This is a genomic window from Herbaspirillum sp. AP02 (genome assembly GCF_015767275.1).
Lineage (GTDB): Bacteria > Pseudomonadota > Gammaproteobacteria > Burkholderiales > Burkholderiaceae_D > Herbaspirillum.
This window is the reverse complement of record NZ_JADWMY010000009.1, coordinates 160277-178348: the sequence shown is the minus strand read 5'-3', so window position 1 is coordinate 178348 and position 18072 is coordinate 160277. Positions and strand designations below refer to the sequence as shown.

Sequence of the window (18072 nt, the reverse complement as noted above, 5' to 3'; positions counted from 1 at the left end):
TCCGAATAGCGCACCTATCAGGAGTTCTCATCATGAAATGGTTCTACGATCTGAAAATCGCCCACAAGCTCAACGCTGCCTTCCTGGTGGTGCTGGTGTTCATCGTAGGGCTGGGCGGCTTCGCCGTTGCGCAACTGGGGCAAGTCAACCAGAGTTCCACCGACATTGCCCGCAACTGGCTGCCCAGCATAAGCACGCTGTCCAAGATCAGCCTGGCACTGGCACGCTCCCGCAGCTTCGACATGCAGCAACTGCTGACCGACGACAAGAAGGAAGAGCAGGCCTCCCGCGAGCGCGCCGACAAGCAGATGGAAATCCTGATCAAGGAAGTGACGCAATACGGCAAGCTGGTTTCCGAGCCCCGTGAAAAGGAGCTGTATCCCGAGATCCAGCGCAACATCGCCGAATACAAGACCGTACACGACCGCATTTCCGCACTGTTCCAGGACGGCCAGAAGCAGGCCGGACACGCGCTGCTCAACAGTGCCTCGACCCCGGTCTATCGCAAGCTGCAGGAGCAGATCAGCGAACTCTCCGAAGTCAACGGCAAGGGTGCGGTCGTGTCCGATGCTACCGCCACGCAGGTCTATGAGCAGGCACGTCTGGCCATCATCATCCTGGTCGCTGCATGCATCACCTTGTCGATGGTCTTGTCATGGTGGATCGCCCGTCTGGTAGCCCGCCCGCTGACCAATGCGCTCGCCATTGCCCGCCAGGTGGCCGAAGGTGACCTCACCGCCGACATCCCCAGCGCCCATCGCGACGAAACCGGCCAGCTGCTGGATGCACTCAGGCAGATGAACGGCAACCTCCTGAACATCGTGCGTGAAGTGCGCCAGGGCACCGATACCATCTCCACCGCCTCGGCCGAGATCGCCACCGGTAACATGGACCTGTCCTCCCGCACCGAACAACAGGCCGGCGCCCTGGAAGAAACCGCCTCGGCCATGGAAGAACTGACCTCCACCGTGCGCCAGAACTCCGACAACGCCCGCCAGGCCAACCAGCTTGCGGTGTCCGCCTCGGAGATCGCCCAGAACGGCGGCCAGGTGGTCGGCAAGGTGGTCGATACCATGGGCGCCATCAACGAATCCTCGCGCAAGATCGTCGACATCATCGGCGTGATCGACGGCATCGCCTTCCAGACCAATATCCTGGCCCTGAACGCCGCCGTGGAAGCGGCCCGGGCCGGTGAACAGGGACGCGGTTTCGCGGTGGTGGCTTCCGAAGTGCGGTCGCTGGCCCAGCGCAGCGCCGCCGCCGCCCATGAAATCAAGGGTCTCATCGACGACTCCGTGGCCAAGGTGGACACGGGCAGCAAGCTGGTCCATGAAGCCGGCCAGACCATGAACGAGGTGGTCTCCAGCGTCAAGCGCGTCTCCGACATCGTGGCCGAGATCACCGCCGCTGGCGCCGAGCAGTCGCAAGGGATCGAACAGATCAACAATGCCGTGGTGCAGATGGATGAAAACACCCAGCAGAACGCCGCCCTGGTGGAACAGGCCGCCGCCGCCGCCAAGGCCCTGCAGGAACAGGCTGCGCGACTGAGCCAGACCGTCGGCGTGTTCCGCCTCGACAACAGCCATGTGCCGGCCCCCGTGATGACGGCCGCAGCCGCCGCACCGGTGGTGCGCAATATCACCCCGGCGCGCCCGGTGGTGACCCAATCCCGCACCCGTAGCATCGCCCAGCCGGCGGCGACTCGCCCTGCCGCTACCAAGAGCACGCATGACCACGCCGCCGACACCGGCGACTGGGAACAATTCTGATCACTGAGGACCACCATGGACGCCTTTCAGAAAGAAATCGACGAACGCACCAACCTGACTTCCAGCAACAAGTTCGAACTGCTGCTGTTCCGCCTGGGAACCCCCGATGGTTCCACCGACAAGCCGGGTGAGCTGTACGGGATCAACGTCTTCAAGATCCGCGAGATCGTCCCCATGATGGACATCACCGCGGCCGCCGGCATGCGCTCGCCGATGCTGGGAATGGTCAACATCCGCGGCCAGGTGATGTCGGTGGTCGACCTGCCGGCGGTAGCCGGATGCAAAGCCGGACATGGCATGAACATCCTGCTGATCACCGAATTCGCCCGCCATACCCAGGCCTTCGCGGTGGAGTCGGTAGAAGAGATCGTGCGACTGGACTGGAGCCAGGTATTGCCGGCCGACTCGCACTCCCCGGGCAGCCTGGTGACCAGCATCGCCCGCCTTGATTCGGCCCTCGATGGTGGCCGCCTGGTGCAGGTGCTGGACGTGGAGCACATCCTGAACATGGTCTCGCCGGTCAAGCAAGAGCCGCAGCTGCCCAATCCCGGCGCCACCGAACTTCGGCTCAAGCCCGGCTCGGTGGTACTGGCCGCAGACGACTCGCGCATGGCGCGGGCACTGATGGAGCAATGTCTCAAGGACCTGAACCTGCCCTACGTGATGACCACCGATGGTCTCCAGGCCTGGAAGAAACTTCAGGAATTGTCACAAGCGGCTGAACAGGAAGGCAAGCCGCTGACCGACAAGGTCGCCATGGTACTGACCGACCTCGAAATGCCGGAAATGGATGGCTTCACCCTGACCCGCAAGATCAAGGCCTCGGACCGATACAAGCAACTGCCGGTGGTGATCCACTCCTCACTCACCGGTTCCGCCAACGAAGACCATGTGCGTTCGGTGGGCGCCGATGGTTATGTCGCCAAGTTTTCCCCGCCCGAACTGGCAGCAATGCTGCGCAAGGTGCTGCCCCCCTGACGGCACCTACTGCAGAGCCAATGACGGCGTTTTTTACAAGCGCGCAGCCGCCCTCGGGGGTGGCTGACTGAAGCATGCCGGACGCCACCTTCCCAGGTGGCGTCCGGCTTTGTGCCTGGTCACTGCGGTCGCGGGCATTCCCGGCGCTCTTGAGCTATCTCAAACTATTTCGAGACCAGGCTCCTAGAATCAAAGATGAGCGTTCTTCCGGCACAACAGCAGCGCGCCCATGCCGGCGCCCTGGACGCATCCGCCCCGACCCGCGCCCGGTCGCACCTGTTGCAGGAGACTGGTCATGTCCCACACCGCCGCCCCCACCCCGACCGTCGAAGCCGGCTTGCCCAGCCAGGCCATCCCCGACTTGCTGACCGAGATGGATGCCGAGCACCGCCAGGTGCTACAGGGCATTGCCGCGTTGGCACTATTGCCGGCCGAACGCTTTGCCGGCGCCTATGCCGCGCTGGTGGCCGACATCGAAGCCGGCTTTCGACAGGAAGAGAACATGATGGACGCCATCGGCTACGGCGAGATTCGCGCGCACCGGCGCGATCACGCCGAGCTGCTGGCGCTGATGCATCGCTTGCGCCCTTATCTGGATGACGGCAATGCGCCGCTGGCCGATATCGTGATGGCGATGATCCCGGCCATGCTGATACGGCACATGTCGGGCATGGATCAGGATCTGGCGCTGGCCTTGCGGCAGCACGCGTCTGGCGCAGGCGACTAAGCCGGCACGCTTGCGCTGGCTCGCCGGGTCGGCACTGCAATTTCCGGTTCCGTCCGGGGCAGATGGCAGGCCCGCGCCCGGCCCCGCCAGCCAGGGATCCTGAAATCGTTGACGCCTGAAAGGCGTCGCACGAGGAATGGACAGCCGGGCACACTCCATCGCCCGATACTCACCAATAAATAAATCAAATTAAACATTTAAAGTATCGGTGAGACGCTTCTCCCGAGCGTTGGCAATCGGCTTGCAAAACGTCATGCCACCAAAAAAATACCCATACATTTCAATTGCTTAGATAAATCATCAAGGAAGCTCACCCGGTCTTTTCTTCCCGACAACTGCGTTGGGCAAGCGCAACGAATTTATTATTTATCTCACGAATAAATCGTTTTTTTAACGATTTAAATGAATTTGTGTTTTAATGATTCCATCAACCAACTTACCTGGAGTCGATCATGCGTCTGAACCTGCCCGTCACCCAACAAGAGCGCGACATCGACGCCCATGCCTCCATCGTTTCCAAGACCGATACCAAGGGGCGTATCACCTACGTCAACCCAACCTTCATCGCCGTCAGCGGCTTTACCGAGGAAGAACTCATCGGTGCGCCGCAAAACCTCGTGCGCCATCCAGACATGCCGGAACTGGCTTTTGCCGACTTGTGGAGCACCCTCAAGGCAGGCCTTCCCTGGACCGGCCTGGTCAAGAACCGCTGCAAGAACGGCGACTTCTACTGGGTCAAGGCCAACGTCACCCCGATCTGGGAGCGCGGTGTCTGCAGCGGCTACATGTCGGTACGCACCAAGCCCAGCCGTGCCGAAATCCATGCCGCCGAACAGGCCTACAAGGAACTGAAGAAAGAAAGTGCGCGCATTGCCGTGTATCGCGGCGAGGTCGTGCCAACCGGATTACGCGGCGCGGTGCAACGGGCCGCACGGATATCGCTCAAGACCCGGCTCGACCTGGGGCTGGGCACGGCCGCCATCGGCGTGGGCGCGCTGGCCTTCCTCAATGCGCAATGCCTGGGTCAGGCCAGCAGCCTGCCGACCCTGGCCGCCTCCGGCGTCGCCCTGGCCAGCCTGGCGCTGTTGCGCATGACGCTGGTAGCACGCATCTTCACGCCACTGCGGCAGGCGGTCGCGCAATCGCGTCGGGTCGCCGGTGGCGATCTCTCGGCCAGCGACCTGCTGGCGCGCCGCGATGAAATGGGGTCCTTGCTGCAGGCAATGGAACAGATGCGCGTGAATCTGGTGGCATCGGTAGGCGACGTACGCCGCAGTGGTGTGCACATGGCCCAGGCCACCAGCGAGATCGCCCGCGGCAACATGGACCTGTCCTCGCGTACCGAATCGCAGGCCAGTAGCCTCGAAGAGACCGCCGCCAGCATGGAGGAACTGGCCTCCACTGTCACCCAGAACAGCGAAAACGCGCGCCAGGCCAACCGCCTGGTGGAAGAAGCGCTGGTCACCACCCGTACTGGCGAAGCCTCGATCAGGCACATCAACGAGACCATGGATGCGATCAACAAGAGCGCCGACCAGATCAAGCAGATCACCGGGCTGATCGATGGCATCGCCTTCCAGACCAATATCCTGGCGCTCAATGCCGCCGTGGAGGCTGCGCGCGCCGGCGAACAGGGTCGTGGCTTCGCTGTCGTGGCCGGTGAGGTACGTACTCTGGCACAGCGTTCGACCCAGGCCACCAAGGAAATCAAGGCCCTCATCGATGAATCTTCGCAGCGCGTCGGTGCCGGTGTGAAGCTGGCCGACGAGATGCGCAACACCATGGACGGCATCATGCGTTCGGTGACGCAGGCCGCCACGGCGGTGGCAGAGATCACGGCCGCCTCGGGCGAACAGCAGACCGGCATCCAGCAAGTCAACGAAGCCGTGGTGATGATGGACGAAGTGACCCAGCGCAATGCCGCACTGGTGGAGGAAGCCGCGGCGGCCGCCGCCAGCCTGGAAGAGTCAACCCAACAGATGATCCAGGCCATCAGCGTGTTCAATCTGGACGCTGCGGTAGCGAGCACATCAGGCAGCGCTACCGGCATGACCGCGACACAATCGGCCCTGCCGCAACGCGGCACAGCGAAGGCGCTGGCGATGCGTCGCGCCAGCTAGCGATACGGGGCTGACCTCCGCCCCCTGCTGCGGAGGCTACGATGAGGGGAGGCCATCATGGGACATTGTGATGCCCTGGTGTCCAGGGAATGCAGTAGTCCGTGCGTGGAGGACGGCACGGTCGGTGACGCCCTCGACATGCGCGCCCTGCTCAAGGCCAATGCGCGTTATCGCCACATCATCGGCAACACGCCGGCCATCATCTACAGCAGCGTGCCCTCGGGCGACTTCCGGCTCACCTTCGTCAGCGAGAACGCCTCGCGGGTGCTGGGCTACGAGCCGCAGGAGATGCTCGACGATTCCAACTTCTGGTTCAACCACATCCATCCCGACGATACGGCGGCCATCTTTTCCAGCCTGGCCATGCTGTTCGTGGAAGACCAGAAGATCTACGAATACCGCTTCCGCGCCAGCGATGGCCGCTATCTCTGGATGCATGACACGCTGCGCCTGATCCGTGACCAGGCCGGCAGGCCACTGGAGGTGATCGGGCTGATGACCGACATCAGCGGCCGCAAGGAAATGGAAGATACCCTGCAACGCCAGGCCGAGGAACAGGGCAAGCTGATCGAACAACTGGGCATGGCGCAGGCGCAACTGATGCAGTCGGAAAAACTGGCCTCCATCGGCCAGTTGGCAGCGGGCGTGGCGCACGAAATCAACAACCCGATCGGTTTCGTCGCCGCCAACCTCAATACCCTGGGCAACTACGTGGCGACCCTGCTGGAGGGCATCAAGCTCTACCAGTGCGTGGTCGGCGGCGCCCTGCCGTCCAGTGTGGCGCAGTCCGAACTGCAGGGCTTCGAACAGCGCGCCGACCTCCAGTACCTGAGCCAGGATGTCACCGAACTGCTCAGCGAATCCAACGAAGGCTTGCAGCGGGTCAAGAACATCGTGCAATCACTCAAGGATTTCTCGCGCACCGGCGAGAGCAACTGGCAGATGGCCGACCTGCATCGTGGCCTGGAGAGCACACTCAACATCGCCAACAACGAGTTGAAGTACAAGGTGACCGTGGTCAAGCAATACGGCGAGCTGCCCATGGTCAGGTGCCTGGCCTCGGAACTGAACCAGGTCTTCATGAACCTGCTGGTCAACGCGGCCCAGGCCATCAGCGACAAGGGCGTGGTCACCCTGCGCACCGAGCGCTGCGGCGATCGCGTGGCCATCAGCATCAGCGATACCGGCCATGGCATCGCGCCGGAACACATCAACCGCATCTTCGAACCCTTCTTCACCACCAAGCCGGTCGGCAGCGGGACCGGCCTGGGCCTGTCGCTGTCCTACGGCATCATCAGGAAGCATGGCGGCGACATCCGCGTCAGCAGCGCGCCGGGCAGAGGTACCACCTTCCGGATCGAGATTCCCATTGATCCCGCCAGCGTCATGGATAAGGCAGGAATAACAGGAGCAACAGCAAAAAGAGGAGAAGCATCATGAGCGCCATCCACAGCCAGGAATTCCAGACCGTGCAGCAAGCGGATCCCTTCGCCCTGCCACCGCCCTGCATCCTGCTGGTGGATGACGAGCAAAGCATCCTGTCGGCCTTGAAGCGCAGCTTCCGGCCGCAGGGCTACCAGTTGCTCACCGCCACCAGCGCCGAGGCCGCGCTGGAAATGATGGCCGCGGCCGAGGTCGACCTGGTCATCTCCGACATGCGCATGCCCGGCATGAGCGGTGCCCAGTTCCTGGCACAGGTGCGCCGCCAATGGCCGGCCACCACGCGCATCCTGCTGACCGGCTATTCCGAGATCGGCAGCACCATTTCAGCCATCAACGATGGTGGCATCCACCATTACCTGTCCAAGCCCTGGGACGATCGCGAACTGCTGATGATCGTGGCGCATGCGCTGCAAGAACAGCAATTGCGCAAGCAGAAGATGACGCTGGAACGCAAGGTCCACGAGCAGAACCTGCAACTGGCCGACTTCAACCGCCAACTGGAGCGGCAGGTCCAGGCACGCACCGAGGAACTGCGGCAGACCGTGATGTTTCTGGAAAGCGCGCAGGAGGAGGAGCACAAGTCCTTCCTGTCCATGTTGCATGTCTTCTCCGACATCAGCGAACTGCGCGCCGGCCTGGCCAGCGGCCAGTCAGCCAGGGTCGCGCGTTGGTGCGAGCAGCTTGCGCTGCGCATGGGCATGACCACGCACCACGCCCGCGACACCATGATGGCCGGCATGCTGCATGGCATCGGCAAGCTGGGGCTGTCCGAGGAACTGGTACGCAAGCCGATCGAGAAGATGAGCAGCGAGGAATTGCAACGCTTCCTGTGGCATCCGGTGAAAGGGCAAATGCTATTGACGCCCATTCCCAGCCTGACCGAGACCGGCGAGATCATCCGTCATCAACACGAGCGCCATGACGGACGTGGCGTACCGGAAAGCCTCTCGGGGGATGCCATCCCCCTGGGCTCGCGCATCCTGGCCGTGGTACGCGACTTCGAGGGGCTGTGCAATGGGGGCATTACCAGCCACAACGTGACGCCGGAGAAGGCCCTGTCCATCCTGCGTACGCATGCCGGTCATCGCTATGACCCGCTGGTAGTGGAGACCTTCGTCGCCATGATCGAGGAACAACGGCTCATGCTGGAACAGCAGACCCGACTGCTGGCACCACAGGAACTGCGGGTCGGCATGCGGCTGGCAGAGGACCTGCGCACCCGCTCCGGCGTGTTGCTGCTGAACAAGGAACATGTACTCGACGAGGCCATCCTGGCCAGGCTGCGGCGCTTCCAGGAGATCGACGAGATGCCGCTGAAAGCGAGGATCCTCTTGCACTGAGCCGCACATCCAGACCACACAGACTGATCCTGCCCGGCCCGCATGGCCGGACCGGGAATTTCCTGATTGTCCGCCGGTCCGGTTGCTGGTGGAATCGGCCATACCGGGCGCACTGCGCCGGCTCGCGTGGGGGTTCGCGAGCTTGTTCTATTGATGACAATGAGTGCCAACAAGAAAGACCTGTCGACGATGACCAGAGTCACCCGCAATACCTGGCTGTTCCTGCTGATTGCCCTGGGCCTGCTGCTGGCCGGGGTGGCCGGCCTGTCCCATCTGAATCATCAGGAGGTACGCAGCAACCTGGCCATGGATAGCCGCTGGATCAGGGACGACATCGAGTCGCTGCTGCGCCGCTATGAACACGGCCTGCGCGGCACGCGTGGCGCCATCCTTGCGATCGGCCCGGACGAACTGAATCGCGAGCGGCTGCTGCGCTACATGGACAGCCGCGACCTGGCCCAGGAATTCCCGTGGGCCGGTGGCTTTGGCTTCATCCGGTATGTGCCGCTGGAGCAGCGCAGGGACTACGAAAAGAAGGTCGCTGAGCACCATCAGCTGTTTTCCTCCATCACCCAGTTGAGCAACACCACCGGCGAGCTCTACGTCATCGAACAGATCGAACCGATCGGCCCCAATCGCGAGGCCCTGGGCCTGGACATCGCCTCCTCTCAGGAGCGTCGCTCGGCAGCCGACCACGCCATGCTGACCGGCCGCGCCGAACTGACCACGCCGATCCAGCTGGTACAACAGCAGGATTCCGCGGCCAACGCCTACCTGTTCCTGCTGCCGATCTATGCCGGCTCGGTCACGCCGGCGACCATGGAACAGCGCCGCCAGCAGATCATCGGCTGGGCCTATGCACCACTGTCGGTGCACGACATCCTGTCCGAACTGAGCCGGCGCTGGAACATGCATTCACTGGAAATCCTGATCGAGGATGTGGCCAGCGATCAGCCGCCGGTGGAACTGTTCCGCAGCGCCGGTTTCGCCCAGCTCGATGGCGTGGTCAGCCTGGACACGGCGGTGCCGCTCTACGGCCGAGCCTGGAAACTGGTGATCCGCGCCTCGCCCGAATACAGCCAGACGCACCAGTTCATCAGCGACCGCGCCATGCTGCTCTCCTGCGGCACGCTGCTGGCCCTGATCGTGGCCATCGCCCTGGCCTACCAGGTCTTTTCCAGCCGCGAACAGAAACTGCAGGAAGCCCGCGCACTGCTGGCTGCCGTGGTCGACAGTTCGCCCGATGCCATCGTGACCACCGATGCCCGCGGCGTGATCAGTTCCTGGAACAAGGGGGCGACGAATTACCTGAACCTGCCGGAAAGCCGTGCACTGGGAAGCTGCCTGTCCGACCATGCCGCCCTGTGCGAACTGGACCAACGCGCCGGCGCGTCGGAAGCCGCTGTGGTGTCCGAGCAGGCGCAGACGGCACGGGTCATCAGCTTGCCGGGCGATCCGCTCCGCTATGCCTCGGCCGTGTTGTTTCCGCTGCGCGACCGCGCGGGACGGCCAATCGGCAAGGCCTTCATGCTGCGCGACATCACCCGCGAGAAACGCATCGAACGCCAGCTGCATCGCATCAACGAAGAACTGGAACTGACCGTCCAGCAGCGCACCCACGCACTGCACCAGGCCAAGACCATGCTGCAGACGGTGCTCAATGTCATGCCTTCGCTGGTGGGCTACTGGGACAAGCACCTGATCAACCGTTTCGCCAATGCCTCCTACGAACGGGTGTTCCATCGCTCGCCGGGCGAGATCAATGGCATGTACATGCCCGACCTGCTGGGCAACGACCTGTTCGAAAAGGCCCTGCCCCATATCGAGGCAGTGCTCGCCGGAGAAAAACAGACCTTCGAGCGTACCTTCGATGATCCCTCACTGGGGATGAAGCATGTACTGACCACCTATATCCCCGACATCTCGGATCAGGGCGAGGTGATCGGCTTCTATGTGGTGGCGCACGACGTCACCGAGATCACCCATAACCGCAACCAGCTATGGGAGGCACTGGAACAGAACCAGTCGCTGCTGGACCAGGTGCAGGAAACCAATGCCCTGCTCAACAACGTGCTGGGGTCCGCCACCGGGGTGGCGATCATCGCGACTGCGCCGGACGGCATGATCACCCTGTTCAACCGCGGTGCCGAGCAGATGCTGGGCTACCGTGCCGAAGAAGTGATCGGCCAGTTGAAGGAAGAGGCCTTCTCCGGCCAGCGTGTGGCGCCCCCCGCCTCGCCGCAGAAAGGAGAGACCGAGCAGGCCATCGCCGACCTGCCCTACCGCCGCAAGGATGGCGCAACGCTACCGGTGGCGCGCCAGCAGACCGCGATGCTGGATCATCGCCAGCGTCATCTCGGCTATCTCTACATCGCCATGGACATGCGCCTGCAACGCAAGCAGGAGGCCGAACTGGCAGCCGCCCGCGACCAGTTGATGCTGGCTGCGGAAGTGGCCAAGCTGGGGGTATGGGTGTGGGACATGCAGAGCGACACCTTCGAATTCAATCGCCGGATTGCCGAGATCTACGGCATCGGCGACGGCGTCGGCGCCCAGACCACCACCTATGAGGCCTGGCGCCGACGCGTGCACCCGGACGACGTGGCCTATGTGGAAAATGCCCTGCAGGCAGCCCTGGCCGGCAGCGGGGAATTCGAACCGGTGTTCCGGGTGGTACGCGAGGATGGCGGCATCCGCTACGTACAGGCGCGCGCCCACGTGGACCGCAATGGCATGGGCGCGGCGGTGCGGATGATCGGCATCAACCTGGACATCACGCAACGTATCGAATTCGAGAACAACCTGGTCGATGCACGCCTGAAGGCGGAGCAGGCCAACTCGGCCAAGAGCCTGTTCCTGGCCAGCGTGAGCCACGAGATCCGCACGCCCATGAACGGGGTGCTGGGGATGATCCAGCTGCTGCAGCGAACCCAGCCGCTGCCAGGTCAGCGCGACTACCTGGAGAAGGCCGAAATCTCTGCCAAGTCGCTGCTGAACCTGCTCAACGACCTGCTCGATTTTTCCAAGATGGATGTGCAGCAATTGCAGCTGGAACTGCAGGCCTTCGACCTTGATCATTTCCGCCACGACCTCGTCGCGGTACTGGCTGGCTCAGCGCCCCAGGAGGGAGTCCGCCTGAATATCGAACTCGATCCCGAATTGCCGCAACGCGTGGTGGGCGATGCCTATCGCCTGCATCAAGTGCTGGTCAATCTGGTCGGCAATGCGCTCAAGTTCACGCACCTGGGCTGCATCGACGTACGCCTGCAGAGACTGGTTCCGCAGAGCGCACAGCATGTGAGCCTGAGGGTGGAGGTCCGGGATACCGGCATCGGCATCGCCGCCGAGCGGCTGGATGACATCTTCGATGCCTTCACCCAGGCCGAGGCCTCCACCACAAGGCGCTACGGCGGCACCGGTCTCGGGCTGGCCATCAGTCGCCATCTGGTACAACTGATGGGTGGCCAGCTGCAGGTCAGCAGCGAGCCGGGACGGGGTAGCCGCTTCTGGTTTGATCTGCAATTGCCGGTGGAAGACGAGACGCCGCTGTCGGAGGCGCGCTTGCGCGATGCCGGCGCGATACCGGAAGGTCGCGACCAGGCACCTCGGCCATCGCGGGAACTGGAGGGAGTGCAGATCCTGCTGGTGGAAGACAATGCCGTCAATCGTCAGGTCGCCAGCGGCCTGCTGGCACTCTCCGGCGCGCAGGTCACCTGCGCCGACAACGGCAGCACGGGCGTGGCCCTCGCCAGCGACCCGGCGCGCCACTTCGACCTGATCCTGATGGACCTGCAGATGCCCGGCATTGACGGCATGGAAGCCACGCGACGCATCCGCCGCCAGCATGAGCTGCGCGGCCTACCCATCCTGGCCATGACCGCCAATGCATCGCCGGAAGACAAGCGGCGTTGCATCGAAGCAGGCATGGCCGGGCATATCGCCAAGCCCATTGATGTCACCACGTTGATCCCGACCCTGCTGTCACACCTGAGCCACGACCGGCCGCCGGCCGTCGCCGCAGTGACACCGGAAGCGATCGCCGAACCGCACTGCTCACGCCAGAGCGTGGACAGCTACCAGACGGTGATGCGGCGCTTCCGCCAGGCCAGTGACATCTACCGCTTCACACTGGACGCCGCCGGCCCCGAACTGGAGCGCCTCCTGGCGCACTACCAGCACGCGCTGGCAGAGGGCGCGCTGCCCGCCATCGGCGCTGCCAGCCACGCCATCAAGGGAATGAGCGCCACCATCGGGGCCTGCGGCCTGGCCACTTATTTCGGGGCGATAGAAATGCGCAGCGCGGCGGCGACGCCAGAGCAGGCCGCCGGGCTGCTGGAGCGCTGGCGCCGGGAACTCGGCGAGAGCCGGCGCGATGCCACACTGGCGCTGCAACAGCTTCTCATGCAGGCCATGCAGGGTACGCCTAGCACCGACGCGATAGCGGACTCAGCGGCCGCGCCTGCGCCACAGGCTTCTGATTTTCCTGATAGGCAGCGTCTGCGCGACTTGCTATCGTCGAGCAACCTGGAGGCGCTCGACCTGGCGGAGGCCCTCAGCAAACGGCATGGACTGACGCAACACGTTCGGTATCAGCAATTGTGGGACCTGATCGAACGACTCGACTTCCCGTCGGCGCTCATCCATCTCGACCAACATTTTGGAGAAGCGAGTTGAAACGCATCCTGGAAGAACTCTCCTCACTGCGCGGCAGTCGGCCGCGCGTGCTGCTGTGTGACGACCAGCCGATCAATATCCGTCTGGCCAATGCCCTGCTCAAGGGCGACTACGACATCTACATGGCCACCAGCGGCATGCAGGCCATCGAACAGTGCGAGAAGGTGCAGCCGGACCTGATCCTGATGGACGTCAACATGCCCGGCCTGAATGGTTACGAAACCTGCGAGCGGCTCAAGCAGAACACCGCCACGCTGGGGATTCCGGTGATCTTCCTGACCGGACTCAAGAGCGAGGAGGACGAAGCCCGTGGCTTCGATGTCGGCGGCGTCGACTTCATCAGCAAGCCGATCCACGGCACCGTACTGAAAGCACGCGTGCTGACGCACCTGACCCTGAAGCTGCAATCCGATTTCTATCGCAACATCGCCGTGACCGATTCACTCACGGGGCTGTTCAACCGCCGCAAGTTCGACAGCGAACTGGCCGAGAAATGGGAACTCTGCAAACGCTCCGGCCAGGCGATCTCTCTGCTGATGATCGACATCGATTACTTCAAGCGCTACAACGATCACTACGGCCACCAGGCCGGCGATCACTGCCTGGCCGAAGTGGCGCACGCCATCCGCAGCAACTTCCATCGTAGCTATGACTGCGTGGCGCGCTATGGCGGCGAGGAGTTCGCCTGCATCCTGCCGATGGCCGGGCTGGAACAGGCCATCAAGCTGGCCCAGGATGTCTGCATGTCGGTGGCGCGCCTGAAGCTGCCGCATGCGCGCTCCGAGCTGGGGCCGCATGTCACCCTCAGTATCGGCGTGGCGTCGATCGCTGCGCCCGAGCCCGGCAGCTCGCCGGTCGGGCTGATCACCCTGGCTGACCAGAACCTTTACCAGGCCAAGGCGCACGGTCGGGGGCGGGTTTATGCAGAGTCGGAAATCGCAGAAGGGACAAGCGCCTGAAAGTGTCAATTAGCCACGCCGGCAAGTCTCTTATATGCCACGCTATGTGGTCTCTTGTCGAAAAAAATTGAGATTCTTCTCGAAGAAATTCGAAGTATTACGCCAGAAATTTTCCATCCTATCGACTAAATTCAACGGCACGGTGAAACTGCAGTTTTTCTTCCCGCATGTCCTCGTTCAGTGGCGCAAGCGTTGCCGCGGCGAGGAAATCGGTGAAGCCCTTTATCCCGTTCGATGCGTCCATATCGGTCAAGGAAGAAAAACATGGCAAATACAAATCTTGCTCATATCGTCGGTGGTGACGATTCCCTCGGTGGCCCGCTGGGCCGCATGCTGGAGGCCGCCGGCTTCCACGTGGCACACCATCCCTCCGCAGACGAATTCCTGCAGGAGCCGACAGCACCCCCTGGCGGCACGGTGCTGGAAGTCCACATGCAGGATGTCGATGCACCGCAGTTGCGTTCGCTGCTGGGTGAACGCCAGTTGGGCATGCCCCTGATCGTGATCACCTCCCAGGCCCAGCGCGCGGCCGAAGGCAGTGAACCGCGATCCATCGCCCCCCGCGATACCAGAGGTACACCGCAGCCAGAAGACACGCGCACCCAGCCGATGCTGCACCAGCAGCTGGTGGCCGCCTTCCGCGGTGCGCTGATGCCCTTCGACGAATCCGGCCCGCAGATGCAGCAGCGGCAGGAACACCATCAGCGCCTCAAGACGCTCACGCGCCGGGAACGCGAAGTGCTGGAACGCCTGGTCAAGGGTCGACTGAACAAGCAGATCGCCGCCGATCTGGGCACCTCCGAGCGCACGGTGAAGGCCCACCGGCAACAGGTGATGCGCAAGATGCACGCCGGTTCGCTGGCCGAACTGGTGACCGCGATGACCCGCTACTGAAACCGTGCACGGCGCCTGACGAAGCGTCTGACGAAGCGGCTGACTCAGCCGGTGACGGTATCCTCGGATTCCACCCGGTTGCGTCCGCCACGCTTGGCCTGATACAGCGCCTGATCGGCGCGTGCATAGGCCTCTTCGAAATCACTGCCGGCAGCCGCCCAGGCAACGCCAAAACTGGACGTCACCGCACGAGCCGGCAGACACTGGAAACGGTCCCCCGCGATCGCCTGCCGGATTTTTCCGGCCAGTATCACCGCCTGGTCCAGCGCCATTCCGTCCAGCAGGATGGTGAATTCCTCCCCTCCAACCCGTCCGATCACACCGGTCCCCGCCAGCGTGCTACGCAGGCGGCTGACCAGTTCCCGGATCACGGCGTCACCGGTCGGATGCCCGAATTCGTCATTGATGCGCTTGAAGAAATCGATATCCAGCACCACCAGCGACATCGCCGATTTCTCCAGGATCTGATGTGCGCGCTCGAAGACCGCCCCGCGATTGAGTGCGCCGGTCAGATTGTCGTGCCGTGCCTTGTAGTCGAGCTCGTCGCTCAGATGCTTCAGGCGCGCATTGAGCTGGTTCAATTCACGCTCGGTGCGATCACTGCGCGAGATCAGCCGACGACTCTGGCGCATCAACTGACCATAATGCTGAACCAGTTCTTCCAGTGCCGCCCGATGGACTGCCGGCTCGGCGCCGGCGTCGGCCAGCACGGCATTGGCGCGACGCAGGGCCTGGGCTTCCGCTTCGAAAAGATCGACCTCGTCCATCAGCTCTGCACCGCGTGATCGTGAAAGACCAGCGCGGAAAAGTCTTCCTGCAATTCCTGGCCGAACTCGAAAATGGTGTCGTCTTCCTCATCGTGGTACCAGTTGAGGACCACCTCGGTGCCGGTCTCGGCCTTCTCGTTCAGGGCATCGAACAGAGAAAACAACATCTTGGTACTGGAACTGTTGAAGTAGGCCAGGGCCACGTTGACGGTGATGGTGCCGCCGTCCTGGTCATCGGCGAGGAAGCGACGTAGCGTGGTGATGATCTCGCCCCAGAACTGGGCGGCATTCTCGGGATAGGATTCGCCCTTCAGCGAAAGCATGCGCTGGTCGAAGCGGAAGTCCACTTCGGGAGAGCTGGCGCTGGCGGCGATGAATAAATTGTCCATGATGTCGTGTGTCCGGATACCGGCGGGCCTGGATCAGGCTCGCCTCAGATGGTGGCCCTCAGGTAGAAGGTCTGGTCGCCATTGGCCTCGGGCGCAGAGAATTCGAAGTCCAGCGGCGCGCTGGCATCGCGCGCTACCGTCAGGAAACCCAGACCCGCGCCCTTGCTGTCGGGCGGTGTTTCAGAACGCAGCGTTTCCTTGTAGGCCAGCTTGATCTCGTCGTTGGTCAGCGAGCGCAGGTGCTCCAGCTTGGTACGCAGCTTGCCGGCCATGTCGGCATCGACCGGATTGGCGCAATGCAGGAAGTAGCGGCCATCGGTCTGGGTGATGAAGACCGCACCATGGCGCATTGGCGGATCGGTGACCTTGCCTTCCTTCTCATGCAGGTCAGCCGAGTAGTGGACGATGTTCTGCGCCATCTCGATGAAGGACGAAAACAGCTTGCGGCGTGTCTGCGCCAGGGCACCGGTATGCTCGGCGCGCAATTTCACGGCCTCGGCCATGGCGGCGATGATGGTCTGGGAAAAATAGCCGACGTAGTAAAAGACGATGTCGCGTCGCGCGACATCGCTGTGGAACTCCGCCCACTCCTGCTGGATACCGTTCATGCGTGTGTTCCGTGTTGACTGTCTTGAGTGAAGGAGGCGCCCAGACGAGCGCCGAAGAAACTGATGTCGTCGCGGCGCCGTTGCGCACCCTGATAATGCGCGTGGATATCCATCACCACCCGCGCCAGTTCCAGCATCGGCAGGCTGCCGTGTTCCAGCAGCGTGCGCCGCAGGCGCTGCTTGCCGAAGGCGATGTGCTTGGGGCCACCGATCTGGTCGATCACGCCATCGGTGCAGACGAACACCATCGCCCCCGCTTCGACCCGCAGGCTATGGTTATCCCATTGCATGTCATCGGGCGTATCGACATAACCCAGGCCGACACGCTTGCCCTCCACCGTGGTCACGTCGGTACCATCGGCGGACAGGACGAACAGCGGCATCTTGGCATGGGCACTGGTCAAGGTGCGGCTGGCGCGCTCGAACCAGAAGAAGCACGCATCCATGCCGTCGTCGGACTCCGATGGTTTTCCCGAATCGCCATGCTGGCCCAGCACCCGCTTCATGCTGCGGTTGACCTCACGCATCAGGCGCGCCGGGTCGTGCGGGCCGTGCAGTTCCAGCGCCTGTTTCAACGAGGAGGAGGCGATCAGGGTCAGGAAGGCACCCGGCACGCCATGCCCGGTGCAATCGGCCACGGCGGCAAACCAGCCATCCGCATGGCTTTCGAAATGGTAGAAGTCGCCGCCGACCACATCGCGTGGTTCCCACACCAGGCAGGCGTCGTCCAGCGCGTCGGTCATGGCCGCACGCGAAGCGCTGAGCATGGCGCGCTGGATCACGCTGGCATAGTCGATGCTCTGCATCACCTGGCGGTTTTTTTCTTCCTGCATGGCCACCAGTTCGCGCATCAGCGCCAGACCGGCACCCAAGCCAGCCAGACGCCCCTGATCGACGATCAGGAAGCCATCGGCCAGGGTCTTGTCGCCCGAGGCCACGGCCAGTGCACCGAGGGTTTCGATAGGGGTGTCAGCCTCGACAATGAGGGGGTCCTTGTCCATGAACGCGATGCAGCTCTTGCGCTCGTACAGCTCGCGGTGATACGGCTTGGACATCTGGGACATGAAGATATGCCGGCTGATGAGACCGATCGGCCGCTGCTGCTCCACAACGGGCAGGCTCACCAGCTCCTTGTGCTGGCCGAAGATGTCCAGCACGGCTGCATTGTTCTCATCGAACTGGACGACCGGCACCTGTACCGCCAGCGCTCCCGCTGTCGGTTGGAACAACTTGCTCCCCATGGCCGGAGTCAGACTGAAATGGCTTTCCACCGTACACGCCCGCGTAGTGATTTCTGGATTGACCGCGGATCATATTTCATTCCTGTGACAACAATGTGACTGCGTCGCCGATGGGCGACATCTAATCGATCAAGCGAGACGCTTTGTATCACTTGAATTGCAA

Annotated in this window: 13 protein-coding genes; 9 read left to right on the top strand and 4 right to left on the bottom strand. The window is 62.7% G+C overall.

Going from position 1 to position 18072, the window contains the following annotated elements:
- The first annotated feature begins 32 nt into the window (after window positions 1-32).
- The 9 genes from I5R65_RS18215 to I5R65_RS18175 all read left to right on the top strand — a co-directional run bounded on the left by I5R65_RS18215 (window position 33) and on the right by I5R65_RS18175 (window position 14904).
- Window positions 33-1769, top strand: a complete 1737-nt coding sequence (locus tag I5R65_RS18215) for a methyl-accepting chemotaxis protein (protein WP_180666588.1) — start codon at window positions 33-35, stop codon at window positions 1767-1769.
- Between the two features lie 15 nt (window positions 1770-1784).
- Window positions 1785-2747: a chemotaxis protein gene (locus I5R65_RS18210; protein WP_180666586.1), complete on the top strand. Its 963-nt coding sequence runs from the start codon at window positions 1785-1787 to the stop codon at window positions 2745-2747.
- A gap of 295 nt (window positions 2748-3042) precedes the next feature.
- Complete coding sequence (locus I5R65_RS18205; RefSeq protein ID WP_180666584.1) at window positions 3043-3474, top strand: bacteriohemerythrin; 432 nt, start codon at window positions 3043-3045, stop codon at window positions 3472-3474.
- 452 nt (window positions 3475-3926) lie between these two features.
- The gene (locus tag I5R65_RS18200; RefSeq protein ID WP_180666582.1) at window positions 3927-5594 is read left to right on the top strand and encodes a PAS domain-containing methyl-accepting chemotaxis protein; all 1668 of its coding nucleotides are present in this window, start codon (window positions 3927-3929) and stop codon (window positions 5592-5594) included.
- A gap of 57 nt (window positions 5595-5651) precedes the next feature.
- Window positions 5652-7034, top strand: coding sequence for an ATP-binding protein (locus I5R65_RS18195; RefSeq protein WP_180666580.1), 1383 nt, complete (start codon window positions 5652-5654; stop codon window positions 7032-7034).
- A complete protein-coding gene (locus I5R65_RS18190) occupies window positions 7031-8377 on the top strand; it encodes an HD domain-containing phosphohydrolase (RefSeq protein WP_180666578.1) in 1347 nt (448 codons plus the stop codon). Before I5R65_RS18195 ends, I5R65_RS18190 begins: the two co-directional genes overlap by 4 nt.
- Window positions 8378-8566: 189 nt before the next feature.
- Window positions 8567-13051, top strand: a complete 4485-nt coding sequence (locus tag I5R65_RS18185) for a CHASE domain-containing protein (RefSeq protein WP_231395228.1) — start codon at window positions 8567-8569, stop codon at window positions 13049-13051.
- The gene (locus tag I5R65_RS18180; protein WP_180666574.1) at window positions 13048-14010 is read left to right on the top strand and encodes a diguanylate cyclase; all 963 of its coding nucleotides are present in this window, start codon (window positions 13048-13050) and stop codon (window positions 14008-14010) included. The genes I5R65_RS18185 and I5R65_RS18180 overlap by 4 nt, the downstream gene beginning before the upstream one ends.
- A gap of 264 nt (window positions 14011-14274) precedes the next feature.
- The gene (locus tag I5R65_RS18175; protein ID WP_180666572.1) at window positions 14275-14904 is read left to right on the top strand and encodes a response regulator transcription factor; all 630 of its coding nucleotides are present in this window, start codon (window positions 14275-14277) and stop codon (window positions 14902-14904) included.
- Window positions 14905-14948: 44 nt separating this feature from the next.
- Here I5R65_RS18175 and I5R65_RS18170 read toward each other — a convergent pair whose 3' ends face one another.
- From I5R65_RS18170 to I5R65_RS18155, 4 genes are read right to left on the bottom strand one after another with little or no spacing between them, the layout of a single operon-like run.
- Window positions 14949-15671, bottom strand: a complete 723-nt coding sequence (locus I5R65_RS18170; protein WP_180666570.1) for a GGDEF domain-containing protein — start codon at window positions 15669-15671, stop codon at window positions 14949-14951.
- Window positions 15671-16060 carry a DUF1987 domain-containing protein gene (locus I5R65_RS18165; protein ID WP_180666568.1) on the bottom strand — a complete coding sequence of 130 codons (390 nt, stop codon included), beginning with the start codon at window positions 16058-16060 and terminating at the stop codon, window positions 15671-15673. The genes I5R65_RS18170 and I5R65_RS18165 overlap by 1 nt, the downstream gene beginning before the upstream one ends.
- Before the next feature lie 44 nt (window positions 16061-16104).
- Complete coding sequence (locus tag I5R65_RS18160; RefSeq protein WP_180666566.1) at window positions 16105-16668, bottom strand: SiaB family protein kinase; 564 nt, start codon at window positions 16666-16668, stop codon at window positions 16105-16107.
- Window positions 16665-17939: a SpoIIE family protein phosphatase gene (locus I5R65_RS18155; RefSeq protein WP_180666564.1), complete on the bottom strand. Its 1275-nt coding sequence runs from the start codon at window positions 17937-17939 to the stop codon at window positions 16665-16667. The genes I5R65_RS18160 and I5R65_RS18155 overlap by 4 nt, the downstream gene beginning before the upstream one ends.
- Window positions 17940-18072 lie beyond the last annotated feature (133 nt).

Coding starts and splice junctions, on each gene's coding strand:
- I5R65_RS18210 (WP_180666586.1), top strand. CDS start 1,785: ATGGACGCCTTTCAGAAAGAAATCGACGAACGCACCAACCTGACTTCC.
- I5R65_RS18160 (WP_180666566.1), bottom strand. CDS start 16,668: ATGAACGGTATCCAGCAGGAGTGGGCGGAGTTCCACAGCGATGTCGCG.
- I5R65_RS18190 (WP_180666578.1), top strand. CDS start 7,031: ATGAGCGCCATCCACAGCCAGGAATTCCAGACCGTGCAGCAAGCGGAT.
- I5R65_RS18200 (WP_180666582.1), top strand. CDS start 3,927: ATGCGTCTGAACCTGCCCGTCACCCAACAAGAGCGCGACATCGACGCC.
- I5R65_RS18170 (WP_180666570.1), bottom strand. CDS start 15,671: ATGGACGAGGTCGATCTTTTCGAAGCGGAAGCCCAGGCCCTGCGTCGC.
- I5R65_RS18195 (WP_180666580.1), top strand. CDS start 5,652: ATGGGACATTGTGATGCCCTGGTGTCCAGGGAATGCAGTAGTCCGTGC.
- I5R65_RS18215 (WP_180666588.1), top strand. CDS start 33: ATGAAATGGTTCTACGATCTGAAAATCGCCCACAAGCTCAACGCTGCC.
- I5R65_RS18205 (WP_180666584.1), top strand. CDS start 3,043: ATGTCCCACACCGCCGCCCCCACCCCGACCGTCGAAGCCGGCTTGCCC.
- I5R65_RS18165 (WP_180666568.1), bottom strand. CDS start 16,060: ATGGACAATTTATTCATCGCCGCCAGCGCCAGCTCTCCCGAAGTGGAC.
- I5R65_RS18185 (WP_231395228.1), top strand. CDS start 8,567: ATGACCAGAGTCACCCGCAATACCTGGCTGTTCCTGCTGATTGCCCTG.
- I5R65_RS18175 (WP_180666572.1), top strand. CDS start 14,275: ATGGCAAATACAAATCTTGCTCATATCGTCGGTGGTGACGATTCCCTC.